A 17,629-nucleotide genomic window follows, 5' to 3' on the forward strand; every position below is an offset into this window, starting at 1 on the left:
AAGGCGCAGCAGTCCTTGTCATTGCGAGGTCCTCGAAAATTCTGGATGATGAATATCATCCAGAAGCGGAGGTACGTAATTCATTGTTGAATAGGCGTGGCAGCAGCTTTGCCGTGTTGGGCTGTATTGGGGTGCACTACGATGAGCCGGAGTCGCGTTTGACCGGCGGACGGTCCACAGGGGCGTGTGGATCTGGTCGCGAATTTCGATCGGCCAATCGCTCGTTGATGGCGAGACATTATGCGCTACGATAAGGGTCATAGAGCCGGAACGTCGGCTCGTATCGTCGAGTGTGCTTCTGCTCGTATTCGCGAGCGGGGAATTGAAAGCATCAAGGTTGCCGGGCTCATGAAGTCTGCCGGTCTGACGCACGGCGGCTTCTATCTCCATTTCAAATCTCGTCGTGATCTGATCGAGAGGGCCTTCGCCAGAGCCATGGACGGATCGGTGGAGCGATGGCGGAAGGCGGCCGATCGCTCGGGTCCCGGCGAACGTCTTCTGAGCATCGTCGACTACTACCTCGCGGACCGACACCGCGACGATATCGCGAACGGTTGCGCGCTTCCCTCGCTCGGAGCCGAGGTCCCCCGGGCCGGTGTCGGGATCAAAAGGACGTTTTCAGATGGCCTGAGAGAGATGATCGACGTTCTGTCGAAGGACGTGAATGGTCCGTCGAAGCGAGAAGCGATCGCCATCGTATCCGAGATCGTCGGTGCGTTGCTTCTGGCCCGGGCGGCCGATCATCCGGAGTTCGCATCGGAAATAATGAGCGTGGCTCGCGAGTATGTCCTAGGCCATGATCCGCAGGTCCCCGGAATCGCGAAGGCGCCACGTAAACTCTCGATACGGACCAAGCGTCCGAGTTCGAAAAGGCCGCAGAAGCGCGAAAAACCCAAGCGTCTGGCGTGAAGGCGGCCGCCAAGTTCTAGATCCCACACGTTCTCGCATCAGTCTCCAAGGCCTTGGCCACTGCCTTTAGCCATTTGTGGACGGCTTTTATCTTCTCGGACGAACCGTCAACCTTTCGATAGGTAAAGTAGAAGTCCCTTAGCGCCATGCTTTTCGAGCCCCACTGCGCCATGACCGTCAGCGCGCCGCTGCTGACCAGTGGAGCGATCAGAGGAAAAGGCGCCAGCACGACGCCCATCGATGACCTGGCCATCTGTATCGCCGTCAAGAGGCTGTCGCCGACGAGGTCCGGTTCCTTGGTAGCGACCTGCGGTTCGTACTCCTCGAACCATCTTTGCCAAAGCTCGGGCGCTGTGGCGAACTTTATCAATGGCAGCTTCGTCAGGTCTTCCGGGTGCTGAATTGGGGCAAAGCGCTCCAGCAGCTTCGGGTCCGCGCATGGGGCAGCGCGCGACCTGAGCAGTCTATGATAGGTCAGGCTTCCAAACGGCGGCTCTCCGAACTGAACCGCGGCGTCGATATTGTCTCTTTCGAAATCGGCCAGTGTATTCTTGGCCTCCAGTCGCAAATCAAGCCCCGGATTATCGATGCGGAATCTCTCGAGGTGAGGGAGCGCAGCAAGCATCGCGAACGTAGGGGTTACGCTAACCCGAACAATAGGGCCGCGCTTTCTATCCTCCAGGAGGTCGCTTGCGCGAGATAGTTCGTTGAAAGCGCTCAGGACGGCACTGGCATAGATCGCCCCGTTTTCCGTGAGTTCGATATTCCGGCCGCTGCGCCGGACCAGTTGAATGCCGAAGTGCGCTTCGAGCGTACGTATTTGATGGGTGATCGCGGACGGCGTGAGATTCAGGCTTTCGGAAGCAAGCTTCACGCTGCCTGACCGTGCGAGAGCTTCGAATGCACGCAGGCTCGCCAGGGGAGGAAGGGCTGATGGTGCATTCGACATTTGTCGTGAACCTGCTTCAACGATCCGCAATCGAATTCAATTGTGTGCCACCTGTTTTGCTGGCCAGCTTAGCGGAAGCAAGCGACGCTCCATAGCGCAATTTAGACTCCTATGAGGGGCGACGTCGGACGATCGCCTGTGTACGGCGCTAACCCGCGCAGCGGATAGGGAGGGCGGAAGGAGGAACGTCCCCCAGAGGCGCGATCGACATACAGGAGCCGTGACGAAGATCGGGCGCGCGGCTGATGATCTGTCTCAACGAGAATCTATTCGATCCACCGTCGCCGGCCGCTGCACGATTCGAGTCTGGCGCTCGAAGCAAATGGGCTGTCTTCCTTCACGTGAGGAGGGAATCCTGGGTGGAGTGTGGCTCAAGATCCCTCGGAAGTGAACGTCGACCACACGATCTAGCTTGGAGGCACGCATGTCCGCAAACAAATCAGATCTCCTTCAGAATCTGTGCCGAATGATCGTCGCGGCTGCGATGGGTATAGTCGGGGCCTCGGTTGCGAGCGAGGCTCGATCGCAGACCGCGATCCCGTCTGGATCCCCGTTTCCGGAAAGTCTGGCAGCGACGACGGATGGAACGCTCTTCGCCAGCAGCTTGACGAACGGCGGAATTGCGCGCGTAAAGCCGGGCGCCTCCGAGGCCGAAGCCTGGATCAAGCCGGGGACGTTCGATACGCGATCGACGTTCGGCGTTCTCGCCGACGAGAGATCGGGGCTTCTCTGGGTCTGTTCGAACGACGCCACTCCGCTCGGCGTCAAAGGTCCAAGCACGATCGAAGGCTCGTTCGTCAAGGGGTTTGACCTCAAGACCGGAGAGGGAAAAATCAGCGCCCAACTGCCCGCGAAGCCCTCGATCTGCAACGATCTCGCGATTGGGCCGGACGGCGCGCTCTACGTCACGAATACTCTGCAGCCGCAGATCCTCCGCTTGAAGAAGGGATCTTCCGAGCTTGAGGTCTGGGTCCAGAACGACAAGCTGAAGGGTGGCCTTGATGGGATTGCGTTCGGTACGGACGGAGCTTTGTACGTCAACACTTTCCAAAGCGGCGAACTCTTCCGCATCGAAGCTAAATCGGGAGTCGCGGGCGCCGTCACGAAGCTTGAAACATCACGCCCAATCAAGTTTCCGGACGGTCTTAAGGCTGACAAGACCGGATTCGTGATGGTTGAAGGCGCCGGTCCGCTTTCGAAGGTGACGATCGTCGAGGATCGGGCCCAAATCGAAACGATCAAGGAATTCGCTGGACCAACTGGCGTCGCGCGCGTCGGCGACAAACTTTGGGTAGCGGAAGGCCAGATCGGCTATCTCATGGATCCTTCCAAGAAGGGCCAGCCGCCGACCTTCCAGCTGCGCTCGATCGACGCTCCCTGACCGACACGAGACCCTCAGAACCCTCCAAGGATGCAATAGAGCCCGATTGTTTCTGTTCGGGGCAAGCTTTGCGAACGTTGGAGCCACGCTCAGGCGCACAAACGGGATGAGGCGTTCCAATGGGCGCAACGTTGATGTGCATTCGGCGTCGTGCGCTGAGCGCAGTTCAACGATCCACAACCGATTTCAATTGTCTTCTAGCTGCTTGCCGGCCAGTTTAGTCGAAAGGCAGCGGACGCCGGATAGCGCAATCTAGATCGTTATCAGATCGCATCGAACAAAAGCCGGGCGCGTCCAGACAGGCCGACCCACGGAAACCGGAGGCGATGGCACCATGATGAACGCACCCCAGCGGCAAGATCAACACACGGCGGCCTTAGCAAAGATCAATGCGGGGCTGCCTCAGCCTCCGGTCTTCAACAGTCCGGCCGAAGAGAGGCAGTACCGAAAGGAACGGCTGGCGGCCGGACTCAGGCTTTTTTCGAAGTTCGGATTCGACGAGGGGGTCGCTGGTCACATCACCGTGCGCGACCCGGAGTTCACGGACACGTTCTGGGTGAACGGGTTCGGGATGAGCTTTGGCCTGATCAAGGCTTCGGATCTCATCCGGGTCAATCACAAGGGCGAAGTGGTCGAGGGCAAACATCCCGTCAACGCCGCCGCTTTCGCGATTCACGCGAGCGTTCACGCGGCACGTCCGGAGTCGATCGGTGCGGCGCATTCGCACTCCACGTATGGCCGGGCGTTCTCAACGCTCGCGCGGAAACTGGAGCCGATCACGCAGGATGCCTGCGCATTCTACAATGATCACGCGCTATATGAAGATTATGGTGGGGTCGCAGTCGAAATGGACGAAGGCCAGCAAATCGCGAAGGCGTTGGGGCCGCATAAGGCGGCTATCCTGCAGAACCATGGCTTGTTGACCGTCGGACAGAGCGTGGATGAGGCGGTCTGGTGGTTCATCACGATGGAGCGGTCGTGCCAGGTTCAACTTATTGCCGAGGCAGCTGCGGCGCGAACCGGCCAAGCTCTCAAGGTGATTCCCGAGGGTTCCGCAAAACAGGCTTTCGCTATCCTTGGTTCGCCCAAGGCAGGGTGGTTTCAGTTCCAGACGCTGTATTCGAAGATCGTGAAGGAACAGCCGGACTTGCTCAACTGAGGCGCTGCCCGAAGGGATCGCATGAATATCCAAACGTCGCCTGGAAGAATCGTACAGAACGCTTTGGCTGCCGAAGAGCGGCTGGTCCGCGAGGACCTCGCTGCGCTGTATCACGTGTTCTCTGATCTAGGCTGGTGCGAGCACATCTACAATCACATCACGGCTCGGGTGCCGGGTCTTGATAAGTACTTTCTGATCAACTCGTTCGGCCTTGCGTACAACGAGGTCACGGCTTCCAATCTCATCAAGATCGATCTCGATGGCAAGAAAGTCGTGGACGTTCCCGGCCGCGTCAACGCGCCGGGCTTCACGATCCATTCCTCGATCCACGCAGCGCGCGATGACGCCCATTTCATCGCCCACACGCACACGACGGCCGGCGTGGCCGTTGCTTGTACGGATGAGGGGCTCTCGCATCACAGCTTCTACGGCGCAATGCTCTATGAGCAAATTGCGTATCACGAGTTTGAGGGCATCTCGACAGATCTCGGCGAGCGCGAGCGCCTCGTTAAGTCGCTGGGCACCAAGAACTACATGATCCTGAGACATCACGGTCTGCTGACCTGTGGAAGGACGGCCGCGGAGGCGCTGTTCCGCATGACGATCCTGCAGCGCGCATGCGAGGTGCAACTCGCGGCCGCAACATTCGGGAAGGGCTGGCGGCCTTTGCCGGAAGAGATTCTGCGCCGTACGACGCGCCAGATGCAGAGTGAGGTTGCGAAGGGCTTCGACGAAAAGACCTCCTTTGGACAAGATTCGTTCGAGGCCTATCGTCGTGCGCTGGAAGCAAAGGGTTCGCGTTACAGAGACTAAGCGCGGTACGGCGCGGTTCGCTGGCTGCGTGCGCAACCCGCCGTCAGATGCGGGGGCGCAGAACGGAAACGCCATTTGACGCCAAGGGCGTCTTAGTGTGGGGAAGTATCGATGTGGCAGAAGAGAGTCGTTCTCGCGACGCTGATGCTTGCAATCGCGACGGTGTCGTTTGCGCAAAAGGCAAAGGCCGAAGATCCAGTCGGGGTTACCGCAACTGAGATCAGGGTCGGCGCGACGTTCCCTTTCAGTGGTCCTGCCTCGGCCCTCGGCAAGGTCGGCAAGGCATTGATTGCCTATGTCGAGTTCATCAACGACAAGGGAGGCGTTAACGGCCGCAAGATCAGGCTGATAGCGCTAGACGATGCATACTCACCGAGCAAATCCGTCGAACAAACCCGCAAGCTGGTGGAGAGCGAGGAGGTCGCATTTCTGTTCAGCCCGCTTGGGACCGCAAGTATCTCTGCGAACGTGAAATACGCCAACAGCAAAAAGGTGCCGCACCTCTTCGTTCTCTCAGGCGCGAACAAATTCACCAATCACGGCGAGTATCCCTACACCACGACCGGGCTGCCGAGCTACGATACCGAGGGTAGGGTGTATGCGAAATTCATAACTGAAAAAATGCCGGGTTCGCGCATCGCCATCCTCTATCAGAACGATGATCTCGGAAAGGATTTTGTCGGCGCATTCCGTTCCTACATGAAAGACGACTTCGGCAAACTGGTTGTGGCAAAGTCCTACGAAGCGACCGATCCGACGGTGGAATCTCAGGTCGTGTCGCTCAAGAGTTCGGGAGCAGAAGCGTTATTTATCGCCGGGTCGCCTAAGTTCACGGCGCAGGCGATCCGTAGAAGCCGCGAAATCGGCTGGAATCCACTAATGGTCATTGTCAATTCGACCACGTCCGTTGCCGGTACTCTTGCGACAGCAGGGCTCGACAACGCCAAAGGGGTCGTATCGAGCACCTTCCTGAAAGATCCGATGGACCCGACATGGGAGCAGGATCTCGGGGTAAAAAGCTATTGTGCGTTTCTTGCCAAATACATTCCTACGGCGGATGTCGCAGAGACGCTTTACGTTGCCGGTATCGTCCAGGGCGAAATCCTCGAGCAGATCCTGCAGCAATGCGGCGATGACTTGACGCGTGACAACATCATGAAGCAGGCGCTGAATTTGAGGAACTTCTCACCTTCGATGGCGCTCCCCGGCAGCGCCATCAACACGGGCGTGAACAATAACCAGGCGTGGGCCTCGCTTCAGCTCGAGAGGTTCGACGGGAAAAGCTGGGTCCCCTTTGGGAAGCTTGTCAGTGCCGCGGACTAGGCCCGCCTGTCGGTAAGGGGATGATCACTGAGGCGCTGCTGTCGCGCTCCGGAGCCGGACGCGCGGGTCGCGGATTCGACAGGGGACGACGATCTTTCACGTCAATAAGGAGATGAATTTTGCGGATATTGGTCATCGGAGCCGGGGCCCTGGGCGGATATTTTGGCGCGAGGCTGCTGGCGGCAGGACGCAACGTCACGTTCCTGGTGCGGCCCAAACGCGCGGAAGCGCTTGCGAAAGGCGGGCTGGTCGTTAAGAGCAAGCTTGGAGACCTGCACCTGGCATCGCCTCCGACCGTTACGTCCGAACGGCTGAATGGTCCGTATGATCTCATCATCGTGAGCTGCAAGGCCTACGACCTTGATGGTGCGATAGAGTCCTTTGCTCCGGCGGTGGGCAAGAACTCGGTCATCATCCCGCTGTTGAATGGCTTGCGTCATCTCGACGTGCTGAACGCCCGGTTTGGCGCAAAGAACGTGTTCGGCGGTCAGTGTGCCATCTCGGCGGCGCTTTCCGCCGACGGTGAGATCCTGCACATGACGGATCTGCACACGCTGAGCTTTGGCGAACAGAGCAGGACGCGATCCGACCGTCGCCCCGAGATCGTCGGCGCCTTGTCGGGTGCCGGCTTTGACGCCGAGCTCAGCGACGACATTCTGCAGGGCATGTGGGAGAAGTGGGTCATGATCGCCACCATCGCCGGCGCGACCTGCTTGATGCGCGCCTCGATGGGGGACATCGTAGCCGCCGGCGCCTCCGACGTGGTGAATGGATTGCTTGACGAAGCCAGCGCCATCGCGGCCAAGCAGGGGTTTGGACCGCGTCCCGCCTATATCGAGCGCGTGAGTTCCATTCTCACAACACCGGGCTCTCCGCTCATGGCATCCATGGCACGCGACATTGAACGAGGTGCACCGACCGAGGGCGATCATATTCTCGGTGATCTGCTTGGTCGCGTCGGTGCAGGCGAGGTCCCGATCCTCCTCAGGGCCGCCTATGCCCATGTGAAGTCGTATGAGGCGCGTCAGGCTCGCGAGCATCCGCGGCTGCATTCTGCAAAGTGACACGGGCAGAGGAGCTCGGCGTGGTTGATTATGGCGGCTACCAGTTCGAAATCTATCGTTCGGGCTTGCACGGCGTGCTGCCGAAGCTTCCTGTCGATTTTCGTGAACTTGAGTCACGGGCTCATGCCGCAATGCCCCCGTGGGTCGTATCCTATGTGGCAGGTGGCTGCGGCAACGAGCATACGCAGAATATCAACGTATCCGCCTTCGAACGCTGGGGGTTGATCCCACGCATGTTCGTAGGCGCTGCGAAGCGCGACATGTCGGTCAATCTCTTTGGAATGCGGCTTCCAACACCCTTATTCCTGTGCCCGATTGGCGTCATTGGTTTGTGCGCGCAGGATGGACGTGGCGATCTTGCAACGGCAAACGCCGCACGCAGGCTTGGCGTGCCGATGATTGCATCGACCCTGAGCAACGCTCCGCTCGAACAGGTTGCTTCGGAGTTCGGCGAGACGCCGGGCTTCTTCCAGCTCTATACGCCGACCGATCGCGCGGTTGCCGAGAGCCTGGTTCATCGGGCGGAAGCTGCTGGCTTCAAGGGGATCGTTGTGACGTTGGACACGTGGGTGACCGGCTGGCGTCCACGGGATCTCAATCAGGCCAATTTCCCCCAGCTCCGCGGGCATGCTCTCGCCAACTATCTATCGGACCCTGTATTCCGCGCCAGTCTCGAAAAGCCGCCCGAGAATGATATTGCCGCTGCCATCATGAAGTGGGGGACGATCTTTGGACATCCTCTGACCTGGGATGATCTTCCCTGGTTACGCTCGTTGACGAAACTGCCCTTGGTCGTGAAGGGCATTTGTCATCCTGACGACGCGCGACGTGCCATCGATGGTGGCGTCGACGGCATCTATTGTTCGAACCACGGCGGCCGCCAGGCAAACGGCGGCATCGCGGCGATTGACCTGCTGCCCGGCATCGTCAGGGCCTCCGGCAGCACGCCCGTTCTTTTCGACTCGGGAATTCGCTCAGGCACGGATGTCGTCAAGGCTCTGGCCTTGGGCGCGACGGCCGTCGGCGTTGGCCGGCCCTATGCCTACGGACTCGCGCTCGACGGCGTCGAGGGGATCGTTCACGTGCTGCGATGCATTCTGGCCGAGGCGGACTTGCTGATGGCAGTCGATGGATACCCTCGCATCGCCGATCTTCGGCCGTCGGCGCTGCTGCCGGTCGCCTGATCAGCCGGCGAGGAATTTCAGGATCGCCCTCCGGGTGGCATGGAGCTTCCTCGCACATGACGGCCTCGACGGCTTCTCCTGTGACCTGCGTCGCCCAATGGTTCCAGACGATCAACGGTTGGGCGCCCGAAGCGGCGATGCCGCGGCTTCCCCAGAGGGCAGGGTAGCGCGAGGGGCACGCGAGATCGCCATCTGCAAAAGGCTTGCATCAGACCGACGCAAGCCAACCCTCTGCCGATCCCACGCAACGCAGCCCAGGAGGTCGCGCAAACCGGGTCAGTCAGGCGGCCATTCGCAAGAGATCGATGATGTCGGCTTCGCTCTTGAACGGCCGCGGATTGGCTTGAACGAAGCGGTGATTGATCGCGATCTTGCTGATCTTCTCGAACTTGTCTTCGCTGACGCCGACGTCGGCCAGACGCGTAGGCAGTCCGAGGGCTTTGACGAAACCAGCAAAGGCGTCTCCAGCTTCCATATCGGGGCTGCCGAGGGCTGCTGCCAGGCGCTTCTGCGCATCCTCTGTAAAGGCCTTATTGTATCGAAGCAGGCTCGGCATGATGACGGGCGTGCAGTAATAGTGAGGAACATCGAACGTGCCGCCAAGCACGTGTCCGATGCCGTGGCTTGCCCCCATCGGAATGCGTGCCTGCAGACCGAAGGCAGCGAGCCATGAGCCTTGTTGCGATTGGCGTCGCGCTTCCATGTCATTTGGTTGCTCCAAAGTGCGGAGCATACCCTCGCGCAACAGACGGATGCCCGCCAGAACCACTTCATCCGCCAATGGCGTGCCCGTCGGCGAGCACAGGGCTTCTATGCCGTGATCCATCGAGCGCGTGCCGGATCCCATCCACAGGTTCATCGGCGTATGAAGGCTCAGACCGGGATCAAGGATGACCGCTACCGGTGACATTTGGGGGTGGAAGTATATCTGCTTCAGCTTGGTGCGCTCGTCCGTGACGAGCGCACCGGCATTGTATTCGCCGCCATTCAGCGTGGATGGCACTGCGATCTGCCGCACTGTGGGCGCACGGAATGGAGAGAAGGGCACGCCGGGTCCCATAACGAACGGGTCGAAGCCTGCCTCATCGGAAATGTCATGTTCCATCGCCATGATGACGATCTTCGCGAGGTCGACCGCGGAGCCTCCGCCGACGGCTACCACCAGATCAGCCTGCGCCTCCTTCGCTTGACGCGCGACCTCGGCGGCCTGCTTGCGGGTCGTGTGCTGCGCGATTCCGTCGAAGGTCGCCACATGCTTGTTGCCGAGCGCGCGGCGAATCTTTTCGATCTCGTCGGTCTTCGTATTCAAGGTACGGCTGACCAGGAGGAAAACGCGATTGGCATTCAGCCGCACCGCTTCATCATTCAAAGCCTCGGCTGCAGGCTTGCCGTAAACCACACGATCGATGTTCGGAAAGTTATGTATCCCAACCTTGCGCATTTGTTTCCCCTGGATTGTTTTTGAATGTAAGTCACTTTATTATTAATAGTGACAACGCGCAACGATCATCTTTTCTCGCGCCGGATCGCGGCAAGTTCGCGCTGCCGGCGTGATCCCGACGGAAAGCAACCGTTTGGACGCGTGTGCAAGCGGTCGATCAGCCTAGCCACGCTTCGAGAAAGCCCGGCTCTGCCAGAATATGTAGCTTGGCTCAGTTCGCTGCCATAGCGGCCCGCTCGGCCGGCCAGCGATGGCGAGCGCAGCTCCCACCGCGACCAGAAATCGAGACGATGCACTGCTCGAGCGTATCGAAGCTGCATGTCCGTAGGGCGGACGAATTGTCCTGGAGACAATATCCGTAGGCGTTTGTTGAGACCGCCGGCGCAACGCTCAGATAGTCTGCGCCAGCGAGGCCGGCGAAGACGACCGAAAGGAGGGTGAATAGCTTGCTCAAAGGTCGTCTCCACTCAGCCGGTCATTTGTTCTTGCGCGCCGAGGGGCGGCGCGCTTTCGCTGGCGGTTGCATCATTCATGTTGCGCCGCGTCGGAATCCGGTCGTCGCGGCGCTTCATGAGTTGATGAGTTCTATTCGGCAGCCATTGCCGGTTGTGCATGTGCTTCTTCCGTCGTTTCCGCATGCGTCCCATCTGCGGTCGGCTTGATCCGGAACCAGGTGGCATAGAGCGCCGGGAGGAACAGCAGGATCAGCACCGTTCCGACCGTGGTGCCGCCGATCAGCGTGTAGGCCATCGATCCCCAGAAAACGGAATGCGTGAGCGGGATGAAAGCCAGCACGGCTGCCAATGCGGTGAGGATCACCGGCCTCGTGCGTTGCACGGTGGCCTCGATGACAGCGTGATAGTCATCAAGTCCGGCAGCAAGGTTCTCCTTGATCTGTTCAGTCAGGATCAGCGTGTTGCGCATCAGGATGCCCGCTAGGCCAATCAGGCCCAAGATTGCGTTGAACCCGAACGGCTGGTTGAAGAGCAGCAATACCGGCACGACACCGACGAGACCGAGCGGTCCGGTCAGGACGACCATGGCCATGGTCGAGAAGGACCGCACTTGCAGCATGACGACGATCAGCATGGCGGCAATCATGGCCGGGAAGATCGTGGCCAACGCGTCGTTGGCCTTGGTTGCCTCCTCGATCGATCCGCCTAACTCGATGCGATAGCCGACCGGAAGAGACGCGATCAGCGGCTGAAGGGCGGTCTTGATCTCCTTGGAGACTTCCGGAGGTTGGGTCGCCTCATTGATATCGGAGCGAATGGTGACGACCGGTGTGCGATCGCGCCGCTTCATGATCGGCTCTTCGAGCCGGATTTCCGAATGGCCGACCTGATCGAGCGGAATCGCGCGGCCATCGCGGCTCATCAATGAGAAATCCGCCAGACGCGATGGGTCCAGCCGCTCGCCGCCGGCGCTGCGTGCCACGATCGGGACATTGCGGATGTCCTCGCGAACCTGCGTCACGGCGATGCCGGTGAGCAGGAATTGGAGTTGACGGCCGACCTCGGCCGGCGACAGGCCGATCAGGTTCAGCCGATCCTGATCCGGGATGAAGCGAAGCACGGGCGTGCGATCGCCCCAATCCCGATTTGCCTGCCGCGCATCGTGAACGCCGCGCATGACTTCGAGCGCCTTCTGCGAGATGGCGTACAATTGAGCGGGATCGGGTCCCATGATCCGGAACTCCACCGGGAATGGCGTATAAGGTCCGAACACGAGTTGGGTGACGCGCACATTGGCCTCGGGTGCAAAGCCCTGTGACACGGTCGTTCGGAGCCGGTGTTTCAAAGCCTCGCGCGCCTCTGCGTCAGGCGTCAGGACGACGATCTTGGCGAAGGCCGGATCGGGCAGCTCGGGCGCCATGGCGAAGAAGAAGCGTGGCGCACCCTGGCCGACATAGCTCGTGACGATCTTGGCCTCGGGTTGATCATGCAGCCAACCCTCGAGCTTCTCGACGGTGGCGGTCGTCGTCTCGATGCTGGTGCCTTCCGGCAGACGAACCTCCACCAGCACTTCCGGACGGTCGGAGGTCGGGAAGAACTGCTGCTTGACGCCACCCATGCCGACAACGGAAAGCGCGAAGGCGACAGCGACGATGCTGCAGGTCAGGAATTTATGGCGGACGGCGAGGGTGATGAGGCCTCGCAGGCGCTGATAGTTGGGCGTGCCGTAAATCGCATGGTGACCGCCTTCGACCGGCTTGATCGCGGGCAGCATCTTGACGCCGAGATACGGCGTGAAGATCACGGCGACGATCCAGGAGACGATGAGGGCGAAGCCCACGACCCAGAAGATGTTGCCGGCGTATTCGCCGGCGGTCGAGCGGGCGAAGCCCACCGGCAGGAAGCCCGCGATCGTCACGAGCGTTCCGGACAGCATCGGCGCCGCCGTGTGGCTCCACGCATAGGCCGCCGCGGAGATGCGGTCCATGCCCTCTTCCATTTTCACTACCATCACCTCGATCGCGATGATGGCGTCGTCGACGAGCAGACCGAGCGCCAGGATCAATGCGCCGAGCGTGATGCGGTCGAAGAACCGGCCGGTTTCCAGCATGATGAGGAATACGACGGCGAGCGTCAGGGGCACGGCCGCCGCGACAACGATGCCGACTCGCCAGCCGAGGCTGAGCAGGCTCACCAGCAGCACCACGCCGAGCGCCATCGCGAATTTCATCATGAATTCGTCGACTGCCGAGGTGATGTTGACAGCCTGGTCGCTGACCTTGGCCAGGCTCATCCCGAGTGGCAATGTCCGCGCGATCGCCGCGGACCTCTCCTCCAGCGCCTTGCCGAGCGCGAGACCGTTCCAGCCCTCCTGCATCACCGCTGCGAGCATGACGGTGGGCTCACCCTGGTGCCGGATGATGTAGGTGGCTGGATCCTCGTAGCCGCGGCGGACTTCGGCAATGTCGGACAGCTTCAGCGTTCGCCCGGCAGCGACGATCGGGGTGTCGGCGATCGCCTGGACGCTGTCATAAGCGCCATCGACCCGGATGAAGACCTGCGGCCCCTTGGTGTCGATCGAACCCGCCGGCGTCACGGTATTCTGCCGCTGCAGGGCGGCAACGATATCCGTTGCCGACACGCCGAGGGTTGCCAGCTTGGCATAGGAAAACTCGACGAAGATCTGCTCGGGACGCTCGCCCAGGATGTTGATCTTCTTGACGCCGGGCACGTGCAGGAGGTCCTGACGGATGGTCTCGGCCTGCCTGGCAAGCTCGCGCATCGGCATGCCCTTGGCCTTGAGAGCGTAAAGGGCGAAGCTCACGTCCGAGTATTCGTCGTTGACGAAGGGGCCGAGCACGCCAGAGGGCAGCTTGCGCGCCTCATCGCCAAGCTTCTTGCGGGCTTGGTAGAATTCCTCCTGCACGCTCGACGGCGGCGTGCTGTCCTTCAGCGTCACCGTCATATAGGCATAACCGGGCCGCGTGGTCGTCTCCACCCGGTCGTACCAGGTCAATTCCTGAAGCCGCTTCTCCAGAGGCTCGGCCACCTGGTCCTGCATCTCGCGCGCCGTCGCTCCCGGCCAAACCGTGGTGACCGTCAGCGTCTTGATGGTGAAGGACGGGTCCTCGGCCCTCCCGAGCATGATGAAGGCGTAGGTGCCCGCGGCCGCCAGCAGGAGGATGAAGAACAGGGTGACGGCGCGTTCGCGAACGGCGAGGGCGGAGAGATTGAAGCTCATGATTTGCTCCCGCTGTCCGAGCCAGTCCTGACGCGAGCGCCCTCATGCAGGAGATGAGCGCCGAGCGAAACAATCTGGTCACCGGACTTCGATCCGGAGATAACGGCCGTCTCGCTGGTCACGCGCAGAAGCTTGACGGGCTGCAGGCGTACGGTCGAGGTCGCGCTGTCGAAGACCCAAACGCCTGTCGTTCTGCCATTGTCGAGCACGGCTCCCAGCGGCACCTGCACTTCCGGCTGATGATCCTGGCTGGCAAGCCGAATGGTGACGGTGGCGCCAAGTGGTGCTGCCGCGGCCTCCCCGTCGAGGACGTAGCGGGCCTCATAGGTACGGGTCTGCGGATCGGCGGAATCCGACAACTGCCGCAGATGCGCGGTATAGCGGCGCCCAACGCTGCCATAGAGGCTTGCCTCGGCGAGCGATCCGATCGTCGGCCGGGTCGTTTCGGGAAGCGCCACCACAGCTTCGCGAGGACCGGACTGTGCCAGCCGAACCACCGCTTGGCCGGCGGCGACGACTTGGCCGGGCTCACCAAGCGTTTGGGTGACCGTTCCGTCCGCATCCGCAACCAGCACGGAATAGGTCGCCTGGTTCTCCGCGACGCCAGCTTCGGCTTCCGCCGCGGCAAGCTGCGCCTTGGCGGTATCCGATGCGGCCTTCGCCTGCTCGTAGCGTTGCTTTGACGTCCATCCGTCGTTCACCAAATTGGCGTAGCGCCGCTCATCGGCGTCGGTCTGAACGACAACCGCACGCGCGGCGGCGACGGCGTTGCGCTTCGCTGTGACTGCCAAGCGGAGATCGGTTTCGTCGATCCGCATCAGCGGCTGGCCGGATTTGACCTGCTCACCGACATTCACGAGTCGTTCGACGATCTTCCCGGCAACGCGGAAACCCAGATTGCTCTCCACGCGCGCGCCGACGGTCCCGGTGAAGCCGCGTTCGGATCCGCTGACCCGCGCGGCCGTGACCAGACGAACCATCGGGGGCTCCTGCCTGGGGTCGATGACCGCGGAGGCTTCATGGGAGGGAATCGCAAGAGCAACGAAGGTCGCCACTCCAGCTGGGACCAGGACACCGGCGAGCACCGCAACACCCCTTTTCATGACCGTCTCCTTTTGAGGATTAGATTGCATACGAACTCTATACACGATTAGATTTCGATCGCAATCTAAATTTTGGAGCAATAACGCGAGCGTGATTTCCCCCAATACCGGAGATTCTCGTCAAACGGTGTCTTGATACCGTAGTCGGAATTGATAGATTGCAATTGAACTCTATCTTGAATATAGAAGTCGTACGAAATCCAAATGGAGGTCAGCGATGCGAGTGAGTCGCACCCAGGCGGCTGAGAACCGCCAAACCGTAATTAATGTGGCCAGTCGCCTTTTCAGGGAGCGCGGCTTTGATGGCATCGGCCTCAAGGACCTGATGAAGGGGGCCGGGCTGACCCAAGGCGCCTTCTACAAGCAATTCGCATCAAAAGAGGATCTGGCGGTGGAGGCGTCCAGGCGCGCATTGGAAAGCGCATCCGGTCGATGGTCGGACGCGGCCGCGGCACATCCTGACGATCCACTCGGCGCAGTGATCGGGTTCTACCTCAGTGGCGATCATCGCGGAGAAAAGATGGATGGTTGCCCGATCGTGGCACTCGGCTCGGACGCTGCCCGACAGGGCCCCGAGGTGAAGGCGGAATTCGAAGCAGGAATCAAAGCGCATCTCGACGTGCTCGACCGCTTTCTCGCCGGAACTGGCGACGAGGCCTCCCGTAGCAAGTCCATGGCCATTCTCGCGACGATGATCGGCGCGGTGACGCTATCGCGCGTGATCAACGATCCCGACCTGGCTCAGGCCGTTCTGGATGCCGCGGCGAAACAGGTTCGAGACGCAGCTGCCGCTTGAAAGCGCATGCCCTCGAAGCACGGAGAGATCGAATGCTCAGCATGACTGAAGCCAAACCGAGTTTGCTGAAGATATCGGATAAGCTAAGCATACGTTTTCAAAAGATCGGCAGCGGGCCTCCGCTGTTACTGTTGCACACGATCCGGACGCAGCTCGAATATTTCCGCGCTCTTGCGCCCCTCCTCGCCGGGGCGCACACGGTGTACGCTATTGACCTTCCGGGTCACGGACACTCGCTAATCGATCCGAACGCGAGCCTTGATGAACCCTACTTTAGGCGGGCCGTCATAGGCTTTATCGAGGAGCTGGACCTCTCGGGCGTAACGCTCGTTGGTGAATCGATCGGCGGAGCATTGGTCCTCACAGTAGCGGCATCGCTTCCGCAGCGGGTGAAGCGGGTCGTTGCAATCAACCCATACGACTACGAGACCCGCTACGGCGACGGCATTCGACGCGGCAACTGGTTTGCGAATTTCATCATCGGAAGCCTGCAGATCCCGGTGCTCGGCGCGATCAATGCATCGCTCGAAAACAAGCTCGTGCTTGGCAAGATCATGGGTGGCGGATATCACGATCCACGCAAACTGCCAGCGGATCTGCTTGCCGAATTCAACGAGGTCGCCCGTCGCCCCGGATACAAGCGGGGCGCCCGCAAGGTGCTGGCAGGCTGGCGCTCCTGGAGCCAGGCCCGTGATTACTATCGGCAGATCTCGGCGCCCGTGACGCTCATTTACGGCGACAGCGATTGGTCTCGACCAGATGAGCGCGAACGCACGCGATCGCTGATTCCCACGTCGCAGATGGTGACGCTGAAGGATACCGGTCACTTCTCAGCCGTAGAGAATCCGTCGGAACTGGCTCGCGTGATTTTGGCGGCTGAATGACTGCAATGGTCAACCACAGGAGCGTGCAGGGATGTTCAAGCGCGCTTTTGGCAGAGAATGAACGACTGGGCCGAGGCCCTCAGCATGGACGATCCGCGCGGCGACTACATGTTCACGCTGGAGAATCGCCTCGCAAAACTCGAGCGCGAAGTCGAAGGACTTCAGATCCAGTCCCGAGCAACGCAGGTCGGGCCGGATTATCGTGTTCATCAATTGCAATCATGAAGGCCGGCGACGAGAGGCACCCACGTATCGACCGTCGGCCAAGCCGACCTCTCTGATCATGCGTCGCATCGGCGTTACGGGACTGCGTCAGCCTGCGGCAATGAGCCGGCGTGGTCCCGGTTGGCTCGCCGCCCGCTCGGGATTTGCTGTGCTCCAGAATGAGCTCTGTGCTTCCCGCACGCATCGCATGGAGGATCGCTGATCTCGATTATATACATCTCAAAATGGAACTAAAACTCATTGCCTGATCGAAACTCTCAAATTACGAGGGTGATCCTATCAAGTTGACAGTTCTTATTTGGAACTATATAGCTATTTCGGCTGGAATTGCTGAGAGCGGAACTCATGGGGGGTCTTGAAGAACTCCTTAGAAAACAAGGCGCTCCAAGAATTCGCTATCCCAAAAAAAATGACACAACCAGGAGGGAAAAATGCGCGAGGAGCGGACGGGTTCGGATAGCCGTTGTCGTTGCGGAGCTTGGTCGCCCACCAAGTTGCTGAACGACAGAGGCGAGACGAAATGATGCGGGCGCAGCTCGCGCAGGGGGCATCGCCCCTGCTCGCGGTTCGCGACATTAGCGTCGTGTTCGGCGGCATCGTCGCGCTCAACGGCGTGTCCTTCGACATGCACAAGGGCCAGATCCTTGGGCTGATCGGCCCGAACGGCGCCGGCAAGACCACGCTCTTCAACTGCCTGTCGCG

Annotated in this window: 16 protein-coding genes; 11 read left to right on the plus strand and 5 right to left on the minus strand. The window is 60.4% G+C overall.

Translation table 11 applies throughout. The features are described from left to right. Positions 1 to 240 precede the first annotated feature (240 nt). Positions 241 to 909, plus strand: a complete 669-nt coding sequence (locus P0R31_RS15920; RefSeq protein ID WP_275514823.1) for a TetR/AcrR family transcriptional regulator — start codon at positions 241 to 243, stop codon at positions 907 to 909. 16 nt (positions 910 to 925) lie between these two features. Here P0R31_RS15920 and P0R31_RS15925 read toward each other — a convergent pair whose 3' ends face one another. Further along, positions 926 to 1,858, minus strand: coding sequence for a LysR substrate-binding domain-containing protein (locus P0R31_RS15925; RefSeq protein WP_275514824.1), 933 nt, complete (start codon positions 1,856 to 1,858; stop codon positions 926 to 928). Positions 1,859 to 2,282: 424 nt separating this feature from the next. Between P0R31_RS15925 and P0R31_RS15930 the strand changes: the two genes are divergently transcribed. The 6 genes from P0R31_RS15930 to P0R31_RS15955 all read left to right on the plus strand — a co-directional run bounded on the left by P0R31_RS15930 (position 2,283) and on the right by P0R31_RS15955 (position 8,782). Further along, positions 2,283 to 3,239, plus strand: a complete 957-nt coding sequence (locus P0R31_RS15930) for a hypothetical protein (protein ID WP_275514825.1) — start codon at positions 2,283 to 2,285, stop codon at positions 3,237 to 3,239. A 334-nt stretch (positions 3,240 to 3,573) separates the two neighbouring features. Then, complete coding sequence (locus P0R31_RS15935; RefSeq protein ID WP_275514826.1) at positions 3,574 to 4,398, plus strand: class II aldolase/adducin family protein; 825 nt, start codon at positions 3,574 to 3,576, stop codon at positions 4,396 to 4,398. Positions 4,399 to 4,419: 21 nt separating this feature from the next. Then, positions 4,420 to 5,211, plus strand: coding sequence for a class II aldolase/adducin family protein (locus P0R31_RS15940; protein ID WP_275514827.1), 792 nt, complete (start codon positions 4,420 to 4,422; stop codon positions 5,209 to 5,211). A 111-nt stretch (positions 5,212 to 5,322) separates the two neighbouring features. Further along, entirely contained in the window at positions 5,323 to 6,534 is a 1,212-nt protein-coding gene (locus P0R31_RS15945) for an ABC transporter substrate-binding protein (RefSeq protein ID WP_275514828.1), read from the plus strand. 119 nt (positions 6,535 to 6,653) lie between these two features. Continuing rightward, positions 6,654 to 7,598: a ketopantoate reductase family protein gene (locus P0R31_RS15950; protein ID WP_275514829.1), complete on the plus strand. Its 945-nt coding sequence runs from the start codon at positions 6,654 to 6,656 to the stop codon at positions 7,596 to 7,598. A 20-nt stretch (positions 7,599 to 7,618) separates the two neighbouring features. Continuing rightward, positions 7,619 to 8,782 carry a lactate 2-monooxygenase gene (locus P0R31_RS15955; protein ID WP_275514830.1) on the plus strand — a complete coding sequence of 388 codons (1,164 nt, stop codon included), beginning with the start codon at positions 7,619 to 7,621 and terminating at the stop codon, positions 8,780 to 8,782. Positions 8,783 to 9,062: 280 nt separating this feature from the next. Here P0R31_RS15955 and P0R31_RS15960 read toward each other — a convergent pair whose 3' ends face one another. The 4 genes from P0R31_RS15960 to P0R31_RS15970 form a co-directional block, all read right to left on the minus strand. Then, complete coding sequence (locus tag P0R31_RS15960) at positions 9,063 to 10,223, minus strand: iron-containing alcohol dehydrogenase (RefSeq protein WP_275514831.1); 1,161 nt, start codon at positions 10,221 to 10,223, stop codon at positions 9,063 to 9,065. Positions 10,224 to 10,434: 211 nt separating this feature from the next. Next, positions 10,435 to 10,677 (minus strand): DUF3551 domain-containing protein, encoded by a 243-nt coding sequence (locus P0R31_RS41080; RefSeq protein ID WP_430516833.1) that lies wholly within the window; start codon positions 10,675 to 10,677, stop codon positions 10,435 to 10,437. A gap of 131 nt (positions 10,678 to 10,808) precedes the next feature. Next, positions 10,809 to 13,919, minus strand: a complete 3,111-nt coding sequence (locus P0R31_RS15965) for an efflux RND transporter permease subunit (protein ID WP_275514832.1) — start codon at positions 13,917 to 13,919, stop codon at positions 10,809 to 10,811. Then, entirely contained in the window at positions 13,916 to 15,022 is a 1,107-nt protein-coding gene (locus P0R31_RS15970) for an efflux RND transporter periplasmic adaptor subunit (RefSeq protein WP_275514842.1), read from the minus strand. Before P0R31_RS15970 ends, P0R31_RS15965 begins: the two co-directional genes overlap by 4 nt. Before the next feature lie 217 nt (positions 15,023 to 15,239). Between P0R31_RS15970 and P0R31_RS15975 the strand changes: the two genes are divergently transcribed. The 4 genes from P0R31_RS15975 to P0R31_RS15990 all read left to right on the plus strand — a co-directional run. Continuing rightward, positions 15,240 to 15,818 carry a TetR/AcrR family transcriptional regulator gene (locus P0R31_RS15975; RefSeq protein WP_275514833.1) on the plus strand — a complete coding sequence of 193 codons (579 nt, stop codon included), beginning with the start codon at positions 15,240 to 15,242 and terminating at the stop codon, positions 15,816 to 15,818. Between the two features lie 32 nt (positions 15,819 to 15,850). Further along, positions 15,851 to 16,702 (plus strand): alpha/beta fold hydrolase, encoded by an 852-nt coding sequence (locus tag P0R31_RS15980; protein ID WP_275514834.1) that lies wholly within the window; start codon positions 15,851 to 15,853, stop codon positions 16,700 to 16,702. Between the two features lie 84 nt (positions 16,703 to 16,786). After that, positions 16,787 to 16,927 (plus strand): hypothetical protein, encoded by a 141-nt coding sequence (locus P0R31_RS15985; RefSeq protein WP_275514835.1) that lies wholly within the window; start codon positions 16,787 to 16,789, stop codon positions 16,925 to 16,927. Positions 16,928 to 17,447: 520 nt separating this feature from the next. Next, positions 17,448 to 17,629, plus strand: a 182-nt coding sequence (locus P0R31_RS15990) for an ATP-binding cassette domain-containing protein (protein ID WP_275514836.1), incomplete at its 3' end; no start/stop codon positions are given.

Source organism: Bradyrhizobium yuanmingense, assembly GCF_029167105.1.
Classification (GTDB): domain Bacteria; phylum Pseudomonadota; class Alphaproteobacteria; order Rhizobiales; family Xanthobacteraceae; genus Bradyrhizobium; species Bradyrhizobium yuanmingense_A.

Bases quoted from the DNA above. Each gene is read 5' to 3' on its own strand.
- P0R31_RS15920 (WP_275514823.1), top strand. From the start codon at position 241: ATGCGCTACGATAAGGGTCATAGAGCCGGAACGTCGGCTCGTATCGTC.
- P0R31_RS15925 (WP_275514824.1), bottom strand. From the start codon at position 1,858: ATGTCGAATGCACCATCAGCCCTTCCTCCCCTGGCGAGCCTGCGTGCA.
- P0R31_RS15930 (WP_275514825.1), top strand. From the start codon at position 2,283: ATGTCCGCAAACAAATCAGATCTCCTTCAGAATCTGTGCCGAATGATC.
- P0R31_RS15935 (WP_275514826.1), top strand. From the start codon at position 3,574: ATGATGAACGCACCCCAGCGGCAAGATCAACACACGGCGGCCTTAGCA.
- P0R31_RS15940 (WP_275514827.1), top strand. From the start codon at position 4,420: ATGAATATCCAAACGTCGCCTGGAAGAATCGTACAGAACGCTTTGGCT.
- P0R31_RS15945 (WP_275514828.1), top strand. From the start codon at position 5,323: ATGTGGCAGAAGAGAGTCGTTCTCGCGACGCTGATGCTTGCAATCGCG.
- P0R31_RS15960 (WP_275514831.1), bottom strand. From the start codon at position 10,223: ATGCGCAAGGTTGGGATACATAACTTTCCGAACATCGATCGTGTGGTT.
- P0R31_RS15965 (WP_275514832.1), bottom strand. From the start codon at position 13,919: ATGAGCTTCAATCTCTCCGCCCTCGCCGTTCGCGAACGCGCCGTCACC.
- P0R31_RS15970 (WP_275514842.1), bottom strand. From the start codon at position 15,022: ATGAAAAGGGGTGTTGCGGTGCTCGCCGGTGTCCTGGTCCCAGCTGGA.
- P0R31_RS15975 (WP_275514833.1), top strand. From the start codon at position 15,240: ATGCGAGTGAGTCGCACCCAGGCGGCTGAGAACCGCCAAACCGTAATT.
- P0R31_RS15980 (WP_275514834.1), top strand. From the start codon at position 15,851: ATGCTCAGCATGACTGAAGCCAAACCGAGTTTGCTGAAGATATCGGAT.
- P0R31_RS15985 (WP_275514835.1), top strand. From the start codon at position 16,787: ATGGACGATCCGCGCGGCGACTACATGTTCACGCTGGAGAATCGCCTC.